The organism is Psychrobacter pygoscelis (genome assembly GCF_004335015.1).
In the GTDB taxonomy this organism is placed as follows: Bacteria; Pseudomonadota; Gammaproteobacteria; order Pseudomonadales; family Moraxellaceae; genus Psychrobacter; species Psychrobacter pygoscelis.
The window spans coordinates 679,321-695,119 of sequence record NZ_RQRU01000001.1; the positions used below are offsets into that span (position 1 = coordinate 679,321).

At 43.5% G+C, this 15,799-nt stretch carries 11 protein-coding genes, 1 pseudogene and 1 CRISPR repeat array; of the genes and pseudogenes, 8 read left to right on the forward strand and 4 right to left on the reverse strand.

Annotated features, from left to right (window positions below; translation table 11 throughout):
• Positions 1-60: 60 nt before the first annotated feature.
• On the forward strand, positions 61-948 hold the full coding sequence (cas7c, locus tag EGV92_RS02710) for a type I-C CRISPR-associated protein Cas7/Csd2 (protein WP_131667665.1): 888 nt from the start codon (positions 61-63) through the stop codon (positions 946-948).
• Positions 949-1,034: 86 nt separating this feature from the next.
• The gene (gene cas4, locus EGV92_RS02715) at positions 1,035-1,688 is read left to right on the forward strand and encodes a CRISPR-associated protein Cas4 (protein ID WP_131667666.1); all 654 of its coding nucleotides are present in this window, start codon (positions 1,035-1,037) and stop codon (positions 1,686-1,688) included.
• A gap of 36 nt (positions 1,689-1,724) precedes the next feature.
• Here the strand turns inward: cas4 and EGV92_RS13855 are convergent, their stop codons facing one another.
• A complete protein-coding gene (locus tag EGV92_RS13855; RefSeq protein WP_165525542.1) occupies positions 1,725-1,868 on the reverse strand; it encodes a hypothetical protein in 144 nt (47 codons plus the stop codon).
• A 72-nt stretch (positions 1,869-1,940) separates the two neighbouring features.
• Between EGV92_RS13855 and cas1c the strand changes: the two genes are divergently transcribed.
• From cas1c to EGV92_RS02730, 3 genes are all read left to right on the forward strand, one after another.
• Positions 1,941-2,972, forward strand: coding sequence for a type I-C CRISPR-associated endonuclease Cas1c (cas1c, locus tag EGV92_RS02720; protein ID WP_131667667.1), 1,032 nt, complete (start codon positions 1,941-1,943; stop codon positions 2,970-2,972).
• 52 nt (positions 2,973-3,024) lie between these two features.
• The gene (gene cas2 / locus EGV92_RS02725; protein ID WP_131667668.1) at positions 3,025-3,315 is read left to right on the forward strand and encodes a CRISPR-associated endonuclease Cas2; all 291 of its coding nucleotides are present in this window, start codon (positions 3,025-3,027) and stop codon (positions 3,313-3,315) included.
• A gap of 247 nt (positions 3,316-3,562) precedes the next feature.
• A CRISPR array of direct repeats spans positions 3,563-3,988; the repeat unit is 32 nt; unit sequence GTCGCACCCATCACGGGTGCGTGGATTGAAAC.
• 1,446 nt (positions 3,989-5,434) lie between these two features.
• Positions 5,435-5,992: a hypothetical protein gene (locus EGV92_RS02730; RefSeq protein WP_131667669.1), complete on the forward strand. Its 558-nt coding sequence runs from the start codon at positions 5,435-5,437 to the stop codon at positions 5,990-5,992.
• An 83-nt stretch (positions 5,993-6,075) separates the two neighbouring features.
• Here EGV92_RS02730 and EGV92_RS13860 read toward each other — a convergent pair whose 3' ends face one another.
• On the reverse strand, positions 6,076-6,231 hold the full coding sequence (locus tag EGV92_RS13860; RefSeq protein WP_165525543.1) for a hypothetical protein: 156 nt from the start codon (positions 6,229-6,231) through the stop codon (positions 6,076-6,078).
• 167 nt (positions 6,232-6,398) lie between these two features.
• Between EGV92_RS13860 and EGV92_RS02740 the strand changes: the two genes are divergently transcribed.
• The 3 genes and pseudogenes from EGV92_RS02740 to EGV92_RS13865 all read left to right on the forward strand — a co-directional run bounded on the left by EGV92_RS02740 (position 6,399) and on the right by EGV92_RS13865 (position 12,978).
• Positions 6,399-10,586 (forward strand): Calx-beta domain-containing protein, encoded by a 4,188-nt coding sequence (locus EGV92_RS02740; RefSeq protein ID WP_131667671.1) that lies wholly within the window; start codon positions 6,399-6,401, stop codon positions 10,584-10,586.
• Positions 10,587-10,863: 277 nt separating this feature from the next.
• A pseudogene (locus EGV92_RS02745) lies at positions 10,864-11,492 on the forward strand (IS1595 family transposase).
• 370 nt (positions 11,493-11,862) lie between these two features.
• Positions 11,863-12,978, forward strand: coding sequence for a TonB family protein (locus tag EGV92_RS13865; RefSeq protein ID WP_165525544.1), 1,116 nt, complete (start codon positions 11,863-11,865; stop codon positions 12,976-12,978).
• A 245-nt stretch (positions 12,979-13,223) separates the two neighbouring features.
• Here EGV92_RS13865 and EGV92_RS02755 read toward each other — a convergent pair whose 3' ends face one another.
• The gene (locus EGV92_RS02755; RefSeq protein ID WP_131667672.1) at positions 13,224-14,249 is read right to left on the reverse strand and encodes an ornithine cyclodeaminase family protein; all 1,026 of its coding nucleotides are present in this window, start codon (positions 14,247-14,249) and stop codon (positions 13,224-13,226) included.
• Positions 14,250-14,364: 115 nt separating this feature from the next.
• Complete coding sequence (locus EGV92_RS02760; RefSeq protein WP_242678616.1) at positions 14,365-15,762, reverse strand: FAD-binding oxidoreductase; 1,398 nt, start codon at positions 15,760-15,762, stop codon at positions 14,365-14,367.
• Positions 15,763-15,799 lie beyond the last annotated feature (37 nt).

Sequence of the window (15,799 nt, forward strand, 5' to 3'; positions counted from 1 at the left end):
CGTTTTATGCTTCTAATACTATGTGACCCTAATTAAATATAATTTCTGAAGGATTTTATGATGACTACTAATAATATTATTGAAAAACGCTATGACTTTGTTTACTTATTCGATGTTCAAGACGGTAATCCCAACGGTGACCCAGATGCAGGCAACTTGCCGAGAGTTGACCCAGAGACGGGCATGGGATTAGTCACCGATGTGTGCCTTAAACGCAAGGTACGCAACTTTGTCCAGATGACTCAAGAGCAAGCTGGTTACGATATTTTTATCAAAGAGCGAGGCGTACTGAATAACTTGATTGACGAAGCTCATGATCAAGAAAACGTCAAAGATAAAAAGGGCGCTGACAAGATTGAACAAGCCCGACAGTTTATGTGTGATAAATATTATGACGTGCGTACTTTTGGCGCAGTTATGAGTACAGGTAAAAATGCAGGTCAAGTTCGCGGTCCTGTCCAGTTAACTTTTTCAAGATCGGTTGATCCGATAGTGACACTTGAACATAGCATCACTCGCATGGCTGTGGCTAATGAAAAAGACATTAAGGTGGATGATAAAACTGGAGAGGAAAGCTATACCGAAAATAGAACCATGGGGCGTAAATTTACCGTTCCTTACGGATTATATCGCTGTCATGGATTTATCTCGGCACATTTTGCTAAGGACACAGGGTTCAACGAAGCGGATTTAGAGGTATTCTGGCAATCCTTAATTAATATGTTTGACCATGACCATTCTGCCGCCCGTGGTCAGATGAATGCTCGGAAGCTTTTTGTGTTTGAGCATGACAGTAAGTTGGGTAATGCGCCGGCGCATAAGCTTTTTGACTTAGTCAACATTAAGCTACATGATGAGACCAAACCTATTCGAGCGTTTTCAGATTATACCGTTAGCGTCGATGAAGATAATTTGCCAGAGGGAGTTAGGTTCGATAGTAAGATATAATTATTGCTTAACACAATAAGTACTGAACAAGCCTTGTCAACGTAAGGTTTGTTCAGCACTTAATCCTTAATTGCAGAGCCATCGCCATGCAAACCCTCTACCTATCAAGGCTACAACATTACCTATTCTGCCCTCGTCAATTCGCTCTTATCGAGCTTGAATGCGCTTGGGAAGAGAACGTCTATACCGCTGAAGGGCAAGTCATGCACGGTAAAGTAAACTCTGGCGGTCATGACACCCGTGGCAATATCAAAAGCGTTCGCACATTGCCACTGGGTCACAAGTCCTTAGCGTTAGAAGGCGTGGCTGACGTGGTCGAATATCGCACTGACGAACATGGCGTCCAAATCCCCTACCCTATAGAATACAAACGCGGTAAGCCCAAATCGCACCGCGCTGATGAAGTGCAACTGTGTGCACAGGCGCTATGTTTAGAGGACATGCATAATTGCAAGGTTACTGAAGGGGCTTTGTTCTACGGTAAGACCCGGCGGCGTCATGCAGTGACATTTGATGAAGAGCTTAGAGCACTGACTTTAGAAGCTATTAATGATTGTCGATATATCATTGAGTCTGGTATTACACCCAAACCCATTTATAGCACCAGTAAGTGCCGTAATTGTTCGCTTAAAGAGGTGTGCCATCCTAAAATTTTTAATAAAAACGCTAAAGCTTGGTTATCTAATCAGATAACTGCAAACCTTAATGAAGTGCGCCAAGTCAATAACAACGACGACTGACTCTAATATTAATTGAAAGTAAACGCCTTTAATTTATTATTTTTGAGCATCGTTTTTTGGCTGTTGAGGATTTAGCTGCTTGCCGCGATTGCCTTGCGCTTTATCATAAGTCTCATTGGTACCGTCCGTGCCTTTATTAGCATTTTTTACATTTGCTTCATTATTACTTTGCTTACTCATAGTGCAAATCCTTTATTATTGAATGACTGTTAACCCTACCATAATAATATAATGTATGAACAAGGAAGATGAATGCGTCCATTAAAAAACACCTTATTTGTACAAACTCAAGGCGCGTGGTTGAATAAGCAAGGCGAAAACGTGGTCATGAATATTGATTACGAGGTCAAAGGCCGCGTGCCTATTCACAAACTAGAGGCTATTGTCTGCTTTGGTCAAGTCTCTATATCTCCAGCGCTGATGGCGCATTGCACGGATAATGGAATCACCATCACCCATCTCAATCAATACGGGAAGTTTCAAGCCCGCGTTGAAGGTGCCGTCAGTGGCAATGTACTGTTGCGCCGTGAGCAGTACCGAATAGCCGATGACTTAGAGCGAACGCAGATGATATGCCACAGTATTGTCTTAGGTAAGGTCCATAACCAACGCCAAGTCATTCGCCGTTATCTGCGTGACTATAAGCAACAACTTGATGAGAGTACTGTAGACTGTCTACATGCGGCACAAAAGCGCTTGGAGAATGGCCTAAACAAAATATTAACGGCAGAAAATCTTCCAAATTTGCTTGGCCGCGAAGGAGAAATGGCGAGCACATACTTTAGCGTATTTCCCAACTTTATCCGTAATTCTGACTATCGCTTTCCTAAACGCACTCGCAACCCACCTACCGATGCTGTCAATGCCCTACTCTCTTTTTCCTATACGCTGATGACTCATGACTACCGTAGCGCGCTTGAGACAGTTGGCCTTGATCCTGCCTGTGGCTTCTTCCATCAGCTACGTCCCGGTCGCCCTTCCCTAGCACTAGATTTGGTAGAAGAGTTTCGACCTATAGTCGATCGCTTTGTCCTCTCCTTAATCAATAAGAGGCAATTAAGTAAGTCTGACTTCAAAACAGAAGAAAACGGTGCCGTTTGGCTCAAAGACGACGCACGGCAGACTTTTTTTAAGGCATGGCACGATCGCAAGCAACAGACCATCTATCATGACTGGTTTGAAGAGACCGTCCCTTTTGGACTACTGCCACACCTACAAGCGACCATTATGGCACGTCATATTCGAGGGGATATAGATGCCTATATTCCTTTTTTGTGGAAATAGAAATCCTATAAATAAAGCCAGCTTCTCATTATAAATGTTAAGGACTTACTCTATGATGATACTTGTCACCTATGACATCAGTACTGCTGACTCAAAAGGTGCAGCACGATTACGTCATGTCGCTAAGAACTGCTTAAACTATGGACAACGGGTACAGTACTCAGTGTTCGAGATTGAAGTCAATCCAGCACAATGGACAATGCTTAAAGCGACGCTAGAAGATATTATTGACCCAGATGTCGATAGCTTACGCTACTATTATCTGGGTAAGAATTGGCAGCACAAAGTCGAGCATATTGGGGCAAAACCTGTGTTAGACTTAAACGATGTTCTGCTATTCTAAGTAGATAGGAACTCGTTTAAGCGTTGAATCGACTGTTATAAGGTCAATGAGAACCTATAGCGTACATAAAATCCCTAGGGGATTCGCAAAAGGTTTGCTATGCCATTTAACTTATTGATTATATTCGATTTTTTGTTTTTTAATAAAAATCTAGTGAGCGCTTTGCTTGCTAGATTTGCTTATGGTTTAGACGTTCGCATAATCCAAAGTTTAATCTTAACTTTATTAATGACTTAGACCATAGGCTGTCGCACCCATCACGGGTGCGTGGATTGAAACTTTAGTTTTAGCTGACATAGTCAGGTTTCCTTTTGTCGCACCCATCACGGGTGCGTGGATTGAAACTTGCTCTGTCTCAACTCCGCATAGTAGGGACAGGTCGCACCCATCACGGGTGCGTGGATTGAAACTTCAACAGCCAGCGCCATATCATCAAAACCAAAAGTCGCACCCATCACGGGTGCGTGGATTGAAACGGGTCAAATTCAGGTGATTCAAATTCAGAACTAGTCGCACCCATCACGGGTGCGTGGATTGAAACACACTCCGCACAGTGTATTGTAAATAAGTTATGGTCGCACCCATCACGGGTGCGTGGATTGAAACTTACACACTTGATTACCAATCAATGCAAAACTATGGTCGCACCCATCACGGGTGCGTGGTGAGCGCCGTTAAGAAAAGGTCTGGGAGACCTTTTTAGGCAGCGCAAGACGTAGCGATAGCGGAGTGAGAAACATTTAAACTCCCCCTAATGTTAATGTCGCCAATCAAGCATAGCTTGATTCTTGCGAAGCGAATAATGTCCCCCAGACATTATTTTTATCGCTTCTCACCATCACGGGTGCGTGGTGAGCGCCGTTAAGAAAAGGTCTGGGAGACCTTTTTAGGCAGCGCAAGACGTAGCGATAGTGGAGTGAGAAACATTTACCCCCCCCCTAATGTTAATGTCGCCAATCAAGCACAGCTTGATTCTTGCGAAGCGAATAATGTCCCCCAGACATTATTTTTATCGCTTCTCACATCACGGGTGCGCTATTGTTGTGACTCTTCCTATGATCAAGCTAAAACAATGCGGATACAAGGAGTTTGAGCGCAAACCAAACGTTAGTAGGGCTAGTGAGGGTGAACTGTATCGCTTTTATTGTGGGCAAACTATGTTGACTATTCACCAACCTCTAGCACTTCTTGTATCGGGCAAGTCAAAACGACTAAAACGATAGCCTCGACGATTTAGGTTAAGCACAGCTTCTCCTTTTATTCTTTCCTAATGTCTATAGTCAATCCATTTTTGATTTGATACAAAGTCGCTGAAATAAATTTACGCCCGTCTCAGTCATACCCTCGCTTCTAGCCAATAAATTTATCCCAACTACTGTTTTATGTAATTGTTTTACATAGAGTTGTCCATATCCCACCCTACCGCGGCCCATCTCGATTTTAAACAACTTATCACTAGGCTTGGAATCAATAGTGCCAACTGCTTTATCGATTGAATGATAGTTTCCACCCATACTACCAAACAGTTCTCCTGCCTTCCTTTCTTACTTCCTGCCCTTTAACTGCACGCTAATAGCTCAAAGTTAATGGGTGTTACTGAACACTCTAATGACCTCTCTGATACTAGCACGGCACACTACCATCATATTTTAACCGACAATTTTTCATTATTATTAGTTAAATTATAATTTTTATCGACTATAATCGGTCTTTTATCAAGTTATGTTAGCAATCTAATACTAGAAAATGCTACAGTTATCTCATTGAAAGCCAATTTTTGTTTGGTTTAACTGTAAACTTATTAATTTTAGCGATTAATAAACATCAATTCACAGGCATTTCTTCTAATCGATATTTCTAACAGACAACTTCATAGTTTAATTATAGACATAAGTTTATATTTAAACTAAGAGCTTTTTATTTTAAAAAACAAATATTTATCAATCTAAGCTATTAACTCAGTTGCTTAGCTCGTCACACTGACTCCTCGTACAGAGCTTTGTAGCTAAAGATAATTTAAGAATGGCTAAACAATTTAATTGAAAATAGATTTAATCATTCTGGCAGAGATACCGCTGTACCGACGGTATTGTTGTGAACTTATCATCATAGGTGTGTTATGAAACTCATTACTGGAATAAAGCTGGGAATATTATGCACTTGCATGGTGTTAGTGGGCTGCGCCGCCGCCAAGATAACCGCAAAAGGCGATATGAGGCGTGTCAACAATATCATTTGGCAGCAGCAGGTCGATGTGCGTGCAGACGAGCTGCTAGCACAAAAAGTTCCGGACAATATGACTAGACTTGTCTTTATGCGTAAGTTAGATGCTGATGATGAGCAATCACGAGCCAATATAGCAATTAATGATCGCTTCCAAGTCAGCCTTCATCCCGGTAACTATACCCAAGTGTATTCTTGTGTGGGAATGAACAATATTAGTGTAGTAAGAACAGGTCTTAAGACCAATGATTTACTCATGAAGCTTAAGCCATTCGAGCTACAAGGGGGTCAGACCTATTATTTTGATGTGAACGTCGATGAGAATAATCAAAGCGCTGTTCAGCTTATCGAGACAGCTACGGCCCTACCCGCACTACGTAATAAACGCTATCAGAGCCATCAAATCAGCCGAGTCGTTACGGACAACTGTCCACCCGCTCCTATATCGAGATGACTCTTATTCCTGTTGATGAGCCAGTAGCTGAGCCTGTATCTATCCCCATACTGGAGGAGAACGTTAGGACCCAGCTTAAGGCTTTATTCGATACCGACAAAGCCCTCGTAAAACCACAATACTTCAGTGAAATCTCTGAGAGAGCCGACTTTATGAAGAAGTAGGGTAACACCACGGCCCTCAGCGAGGACCATAGCGATAGCCGAGCAAGCGATGATGGCAATATGGCGCTCTCGCAAAAATGTGCCCAAGCTGTTGAGCGATTACTTGTGGATTCCTATGGCATAGCAGCTGAGCGCCTTAAATCAATAGCCTACGACGGTGTCGTCATTTATTAACGACCATTTAGCCGGCGACTTATTAATACGATAACGATAGATATTAAGCCAAATTAGAAGGTGTGGATATGAAAACTATTATAGTAAAAACGCATAAGGCCAGCGACATCACTAATGAGCAAAGTGTGGTCACTCAAGATGGTGTTGCCACTGTCATTCAGGCCGTGGACGATGCCAATTATGAATTTCTCGATGTCTCCATTGGTCATGGACCAAACCATATTATTAGCAAACGTGTCGATACAGACTTACATATCTCATTTGAGCGTGAAGGGGAAGATAGCGACCTTATCATTGAAAATTTTTATGATGAGGATGGCAAGGCGGTCAGTAGCAGCGCCCTAGTCGGTATCGCAGAAGATGGGCAGTATTATTACTATATTCCTGATACTGGAGAGGTGTACGATTTTGTTACTCAGCTCGAGGATGGCGCAGTAGAGGGTCAAGCCTTAGGTGGTGAAGATTATGCAACGCCTTGGTGGTTAGCAGCTCTACCATTAGTGGGACTGACCGGACTCGTGCCGCTTTTGCTAAAGGATGACGACGACGATAGTCCAGCGCCAAATAGTATCGAGCTGACCGCACCGACCGTGGTCATTACCGAAGATACGGATAATGATGGTGTTATCACCAATGATGAGCTAGACGGTACTGTTGGCGTCTCAATCACAGTACCAGATAACGCTCGTCCCGGCGATACGCTAGTGATTACGGGGAGTGATGGAACTATAGAAGAGCTTGCGATTACTAACGATATTATCGCTGATGGCGTTACCAGAGAGTACCCTGCCCCAAGCGATGGTCAGACTATTGTAGTAGAGGCTGTGATTAAAAACACCGATGGCAAGCAGTCACCGACCAGTAGTGATACGGCGCTCATCGATACCACCCCACCCGTGGTCGACATCAGCGCCCCAGACGACGAAGCTGTAGAAGGTATCGATGACACGTTGGTTTTTATGCTCTCTCAAGACAACCTCAGCACCTTTGATACCACCGTTCAAGTTCAGGTGGGTGAATCCAGTACGGTCTTGGCAGCTGATATCGCAACCATCAGCTATACCAATGCGGCCGGCAAAGCCATAAGACTAACCGAACCAGCAGATATTCAGAACTTCCTTGATAATGGCGATAGCCTGACCATTCCTGCAGGTAGTAAAGCGGCATCACCCATTACCGTCACCATCATAGATGATGATGTTTACGAGCGCTCAGAAAGTTTAATGCTAGAGATCGATACTGCGCAAAATGCTAGCGTCGGAATTGATAGTGCCACCGGTGTGGTTAGAGACGAAGATGATGAGACGCCACCGACGCTATCCATAGATAACGTGATGATGAATGAGCAAGATGGCACTATGACATTTACTATTTCGGTAGAAGGCACGACCTCGCAAGATATTAGCGTCAGCTATGCCACAAGCGGCGTTAGAGCAGTCTCACCAGTAGACTATACCGCTCAATCTGACGTCCTCACGATACCAACGGGTACTACCTCAACTACAGTCACAGTACCCATAACAAATGATGAGGTTTGGGAACCTACCGAGACATTCAAAGTGACGCTAAGCAACGCTATTAACGCCACCATTGCTGACGATACTGGTATCGGTACTATTATTAACGATGACATAACTGCAATAGATGACACCACAAGCGCAGTAGAAGGTGGCGGCGCAGACAATACAGAAGGCTCAAACACAGCTTCGGGAAATGTCCTTAGTAATGATATTCCGAGCGCAGCTAACGCTTCGGTGACAAGCATTAGCGACGGTGTTAATGAAGGTACACTCGGCTCAAAGCTCGTCGGCAAGTATGGAGCATTGATACTAAATGCAGATGGCAGCTTTACTTATGAGGTAGACGATACGAAGTCAGCTGTCCAGCAACTCAATGAGGGCGACACACTCACAGAGAGTTTCCACTACACTATGAGTGACGGCACTTTAAGTGATACTGCTTTGTTAAATATCACTATTAATGGCAATAACGATACCTTAGTAGATCTGGCAGCCACCTCGGTTCGCGTCTCAGAAGAAGGTCTGGCAGACGGTATTACTGACAATATCGGTGATACGGATACAACCGACAGTCCGACTGCTAGTGGAATGATTACTTTTACTGATATCGATACGTCAAGTGCTGCTGACGATATCGATTTTGAGTTAACGGGACCAAGCGATATTAAAGTTCAAGGTAATGAGGTAACTTGGAGCTGGGATAATGCAACCGACATCCTAACTGGTCAAGCCATTATCGAGGGCGACACCCCTACTGAGATCATGACCATAAAGGTGAATACTGTCACTGCTGATGGCTCGGACTATACTGCCACTTATGATACGACTTTACTACACGCAATCGATCATCCAATAAACAGTGCTGAAAACAATCTTGCACTACAATTTGAGGCTACAGTCAATGAAGTTAATGAAGACCACGAAGTCAATAACACATCGACGACTAGCTTTACCGTAACTGTAGAAGATGACCGTCCGGTGGTCGCTGAAAAAACTGTAGAAATACCCCTTGGTCCTGTCAATACCAATGTTATGGTGCTATTGGATAGCTCAGGCAGTATGAATAATGACGCTGGTATTGATAATCTTGGTACGACTCGCTTTGACGTTGCCAAAGTCGCTATCAATAATCTGATTGATGGGTTTAGTGAGGTGGGCAACCTACGTATTCAAATTCTAGAGACAGTCGCCGATAGTGTAGGTCAGGATACTTGGCTAACCCCAGAAGAAGCAAAGATTTATATTGAGAAATTAACATTAACTAACGGCACCAACTACGATGGATTACTAAACTCAGCCATAGATGCCTTTGCTAAGCCTGGTGCACTTACTGATGCGCAAAACTATGCTTACATGCTGTCTGATGGAGTACCTACATTTGGATTAGGTAAGGACAGTACGCTAACAGGTGAGCTAAATGGTGATGGTAATACTGGCGGTCTTGAGAGCGGCGATGAAGGTATTCAAGCAGCAGAAGAGGCGATCTGGACAGACTTCTTAACCGAGAATAAAATTAAATCCTATGCCTTTGCTATGGGTTCAGAGGTGACCACTAATGAGCTTATGCCAATCTCTTATGATGGTCAGCTAGCAGCGGATAACGACAATGAACTGGCCTTGGTAGTCACGGAGTTTGACCAACTTAATGACGTATTACTAAGTGCTTTACCTGAATATGCAGGGACAGGCAACCTAGTCAGTGGTGACGTATTAAACTCTCAAACAGGCTATGGCGCTGATGGTGGTCATATCACTAGCATTACCGTAGACGATACTGTTTATAAATATCACCAAACTAACAATAGCATCTCTACCATAGGTGAGGACCGCTCAAGCTTTGAAGCGGCTACAACCACCATCTCGATTGATACTGTCGCAGGTGGCGCGATGATGCTAAATTTTGAGACTGGTCAGTACAACTACCAATCTACTGCGACTATCAAGGGCTATCAAGAGACTATAAACTTCACAGTAATTGATAATGATGGGGACACCAGCTCCGCTGAGCAGACCTTCAATATCTACCACTTAAACCCAATGGCCGATCACATTATTACCAATGAGTCATCACCTTCTATCGATATAGATCAGGCCGTGTTACTTGCCAACGATAACCTAGCTACGACCACTACAGTAAGTGAAGGCAGTAATGCTGACGGCGGCACAGTCAGCGGTAATGACCCTTTTGTCTTTGAGTTTGACGCCAATAGCCCGTCGCAAGGGTCGTTTGAATATGCCTTATCTGATGGTATTAGATCTGAAACGACAAATGTTAATATTATTGTCGAAGACAGTAATGTACTGTCGGGAACCATCTTGGCCGATACCTTAATAGACCGAGCTGGAGAAAACGATACTCTTGAAGGGCTGTCAGGTAATGATGTCTTGCAAGGCAGATCTGGAAACGACTCACTCAATGGCGGGGATGGTAATGATACTTTCATCTGGACAGCAGACGATAAAGGAGAGATTGGCTCACCAGATACCGATACTATCAGCGACTTCGCTTCAGGAAATAATCTGCTTCATCTGCATGACTTGTTGCAAGGCGAGACTATCGGTAATGTCGAAAGTATGGAGAATTACGTCAGTTGGGAGGCTAATACCAGCACTTTACATATCAGCTCAACTGGCGGCTACGCAAATGGCTATGCTGATACACAAACTGATTTAAATATCGTATTAAACGGCTATTCAGGCGATGTGAATGCGTTAATTGATAGTTATATTATCTAACTAAGCGGTAGTTATTTAAGTCAAGTTGCCTTTTTACATTGTTTCATTCGAGCTTTGTTTCATTCGAGCTTTGTTTCATTCGAGCTTTGTTTCATTCGAACATTGTTTCATTCGAACATTGTTTCATTCGCTACCGAGCCAGAAGCATAAGGTTTCTGGCCTTTTTTATGGACGCGTTTGCAAAATTTCAGTATAAGCGTAAATCTAACTTATGTGCTTTTAATAACTTCTATCAGCGGGGCTGTCCTAGATACGTAAAATTATTTAGGATAGTGACATGAGAAGGGGTAAATTAAGTTGGTACAACCAAAGCAGCCTAATTGAACTATTTATTGCAGGCTCTACAGCAACACCAGCGGCCGGCCAGTGTAGTTGACATTAATAAGAGCACTGCTAGTTACTACTTCCACCGGCTACGACGGTTTATTTTTGAGAACAGCCAAAAGCCTGAATTACTCAAAGGCGAGATAGAAGTGGATGAATCTTACTCGGTGGCTCGCGAAGGCAAACGTAGTCGAGGTGTCGTTAGTAAAGGGCCTGTTTTTGCGCTATAAAAGCGTAGCGGTAAGCTCCATGCTATGTGTCATACCTGATGCTCGTGCAAATACCTTAATCGCGATTATAAGAGAAAAGGTAAAGCCTGACAGCATCGTTTATAGAGACGCATTTAAAAGCTCTAACGCCTTAGACGTTAGTGAATTTACGCATTACCGTATTAACCACTCAAAAAGGTTTGTTCAAGACAGCAGCCATAGCAATGGCACTGAGAACTTCTAGAACCAAACAAAGCGTCATTTGCATAAGTTTAATAGTGCTCCAAAAGAACACTTCCACTTGTATTGAAAGGAATATGAGTGGCGATTTAATCACCGTGACCCAAAGTCACAACTACTACAATTAAAATAATGGGTTAAACAAGGTTTGCACCAGTTACGTAGGTCAGCCCCTTCTTTAAAGCGCTATCCAATAGCAATATCTACAAACAAATATCTTAACAATAATAGTTATCATTTACTTTTTGGCTGATTTAGCCTATCATAACTACGTTTTACTACATTAGTATCACCCGAGTTCTAGAATGATGTAGTCTCCTTATACCACGTATTCATACTTAATCACCTTTTGTGTCTGAGTAAGACTACTTTTGAACATTGATAAAATATGTCACGTTCAAATGGACTCTATAGTGGCTATGAAGGCTCTAAGAACTTTGTTAACTACTATTGCCACGCTACTTTATTCAACGTCTTAATTTCATTTTTAAGTATTGGTCCTTATGCACGCAAATAAAACTAACCGATCAAAGTTCTCTATTACTAATGTGGCAACTGTTGTTAGCGTCTTAGCCTTGCATGGGGCCGCTACTTGGTCGCTTGCGAATATGGAAGTATCCAATATCCCAGAAATAGAGAAAGAAAAACCAAAACCGATTGAGATCATACTAACTGAGATTCCTGAAGAGCAGCCACCCGAAGTGGTCGAGTTAAATGCTGAACCCGAACCTGTCGTAGAACCAGAGCCTGAGCCTGTTGTAGAACCTGAACCTGAACCGGAGCCTGTTGTAGAACCTGAACCGGAGCCTGCTGTAGAGCCTGAACCGGAACCTGTTGTAGAGCCTGAACCGGAACCTGTTGTAGAACCTGAACCGGAGCCTGTTATAGAACCTGAACCTGAGCCTGTTGTAGAACCTGAACCGGAACCTGTTGTAGAGCCTGAACCTGAACCAATACCAAAACCGGAGACTATTACGGTTGAAGAGAGCACTACCATCATTCAACAACGTCAAATTGAGTTAGATAAACAACGTCAAATTGAGTTAGATAAACAGCGTCAAATTGAGTTAGATAAACAGCGTCAGGCTGAGTTAGATCGACAACGTCAGGCTGAGCTAGATAGACAACGCCAAGCTGAGCTAGATAGACAACGCCAAGCTGAGCTAGATAGACAACGCCAAGCTGAGCTAGATAGACAACGTCAGGCTGAACTGGATAGACAACGTCAGGCTGAACTGGATAGACAACGTCAGGCTGAGCTGGATAGACAACGTCAGGCTGAGCTGGATAGACAAAAGGCTGCAAGCAACACTCCCGTCTCTATTTCAGCAGGACGTGCGAATGCAAGTTGGCGCAATAAGCCTCAACCTGAATTCCCGCAACGCGCACTTCGCAACGCTAGACCCGGCGATAAGTTTACGGTGACATTAAGAATGGAGGTAGACAAGCAAGGCAGTATAACGAATGTATCTATTGCCTCTTCGTCCGGCAACTCTATTATCGATAACGACGCTGTTAAGACCTTTAAGCGAGGTCGCTTCAACCCCTTTATGGAAAACGGCGTTGCTGTCGTAGGTATTGTTACCCTACCCGTCACTTATGAAGTACCGCTGCGTTAAGACAAGCGCTGCTCACAAGTTATTTATAATTGACATTAATCTGAGTATAAGGCTGTCTCATGTAGTCTATATCCTCGTATGGCGAATGTGAGAAGTACTGCAATCATCCAGCAGCCTTTTAGACATCTCTAATAGACTAGCAACCTTAACAGCCTATAACTAACCTGTTAATACCAAAAACTAAAGGGTAGAAAAGTCTACCCTTTAGTTTTAAATGTATTTAGAGATTATACAGATGTCTACCTTTACCATTTAATAGATTGGCCTAGGTTGTCATCATTAGCTAACTTCGCCAGCTTTAAAGCGACCGCCGCATCAAAGCTCGCCGCACCGACAGATTTGAACAAGGTAATACCTTTTTTACTCGGTGACACTGCTATTTTTTTCGTTACCAATGCCGCTAGGTCCCCAGTCAGATCTTTCCATTGCCACGAGCACTCACTATCGTCATGCGCTTGGATTAAATCGCCAGCTTCATGCTTTCCTCCTGGCTTATCATCAATAACGACGTGTGAGCAGGCATCTATTACCTGATTACTCACTTCTTTCATGTTTGGTTGATAAGCTCCCACAGCATTGATATGAACATCTGGTTTGATTTGCTCTAAATCAAATAATCCTTCGGTTGATCGAGTCGCCAGATTGATAATGTCCGCCTCCTTAACGGCAGCTTCTATCTCATCGACGACCTGAATATCGACATCCCACTGCGAGTAATTGGTCTGAAAATTCTGCTTAAATTTCTCAGCATTCTCAAGAGTTCGATTCCAAAGATTGACCTGCTTAATGTCGGGGCACACCGTTAATACGGCATTGAGCTGCTCATACGCCATACCACCGCAGCCTACTACCGCGACACATTTGCTATCTGGGTTAGCCATGTGCTTGGTAGCCACACCAGATAGTGCAGCTGTTCGCACTTGTGTCACATAGACGCCATCCATAAAGGCAATTACCTCCCCTGTCGCATTGTTAGACACGGTAATCACAGCCGTAGTTGTGGGCAGATCACGACTTGGGTTGTCAGGGCAGATGGTCACAAGCTTGACGACTGTAAACTCATCAGTCCCGTCAAATACCACGGACGGCATAGACAGATGTGAGCCTGTTGAGTGATGGTCGGTTGCCGAAAAGGTCGGAATGACTAACCGCTCAGGGCACTTGATCCAGTCAGGATGCTCAGCCTGCAAGCTAAGTAGACTTTCGATGGCTTCAATAGCCATAGTCATGGTCAGTTGATCTTTGACTGACTTATTATCTAGAATTTGCATAATAATTCCTTACTATATATAGGGTTTTAGCCTAATTTTAATGCTTAATTAATATTGTATATTTATTACAGTCATCTTAATATTAGGCCATAACAAGTCGGAATATTATATTCAATTAAATATCAAAGATCTTGCCACGGTTCATAATACCATTTGGGTCGAAGACCTTTTTTATCTCGCGTAGATAGTCAATTTCTGTGTCGCTTCGGCTATAATTCAGGTATGGTTTTTTAGTCATCCCCACGCCATGCTCTGCTGAGACTGAACCGCCATATTGCTGCACTATCGCAAAAATAGCATCATTCACGATCTGGCACTTTCCAAAAAACTCTTCTTTTGATAAGCCCTCTGGCTTTAGAATATTCAGATGCAAGTTACCATCACCAATATGACCAAACCAGCAAATTTCAAAATCGGGGTATCTGGCATTAACTACCGCTTCGATATCATGAATAAAGCTCGGTACGTGGGTAATTAATACTGACACGTCGTTTTTATAGGGGGTAAAGACGGAGATAGTCTCGGAGATGTACTCGCGCAATTTCCAAAGCTCCATCGCCTGCGCAATGCTTTGGCTCATCACCCCATCGACTACCCAGCCCTGCTCCATGCAATCCTCAAAGATTACCATCGCCTTGTCCATAATCGGCTCATACGGCGCTTCAAATTCTAATAGCGCGTAGTATTTTGTGCGCGTCTCAAACGGCTCTTGTACATGACCGGTCGCCATTAATTTATCAATCGCCACATCATCAAAGAATTCAAACGCAGTCAAGTCAATCTGCGCTTGAAACGCGGATAAGACATGCATTATGTGGTCAAACTCGTCCATGCCGAGGACCATTACGGTTAAATCATGCGGGGGTCGATCCAGTTTAATCTGCGCTTCGGTGACGATACCTAAAGTGCCTTCCGCCCCAATGAACAATTGCCGCAAATCATAGCCGGTAGCATTTTTAATCATGCCACGGTTTAATTTTAAAATATCACCTTTGCCCGTGACTACCGTTAGCCCTAGTACCCATTGGCGAGTCATACCGTAGCGAATCACTTTGATACCGCCAGCATTAGTACCAATATTACCACCAATCTGGCTAGAACCTGCTGAGGCAAAATCGACTGGATAATACAAGCCTTGTGCTTCGGCGAACTGCTGCAACTGTTCGGTGATAACCCCAGCCTCGACCTCAACCAAACGATCAGCCGGATAAAACTGACCAATCTTATTCATTTTATCTAAGCTAACGACGATTTCACCGTTGCTAGCGACCGCACCTGCAGATAGCCCTGTGCGACCACCACTTGGGGTTATAACGATGTTATGCTTATTAGCCAATTTCACCAAAGCCTGTACTTGCTCGGTAGACTTTGGAAAGACAATAGCCGATGGTGCTGGCGCAAAGTGTTTGGTCCAGTCTTTGCCCCAATACTCAAGGCTAGTGGCGTCCGTCTTAATCTGAGTTTCATCATAACCATGCTGTGCTTGCAGAGCTGACAATACTTGCTCCGTCAAGCCTTGATTGGTTGAGACAGTGGTAGATTCTAAAGTA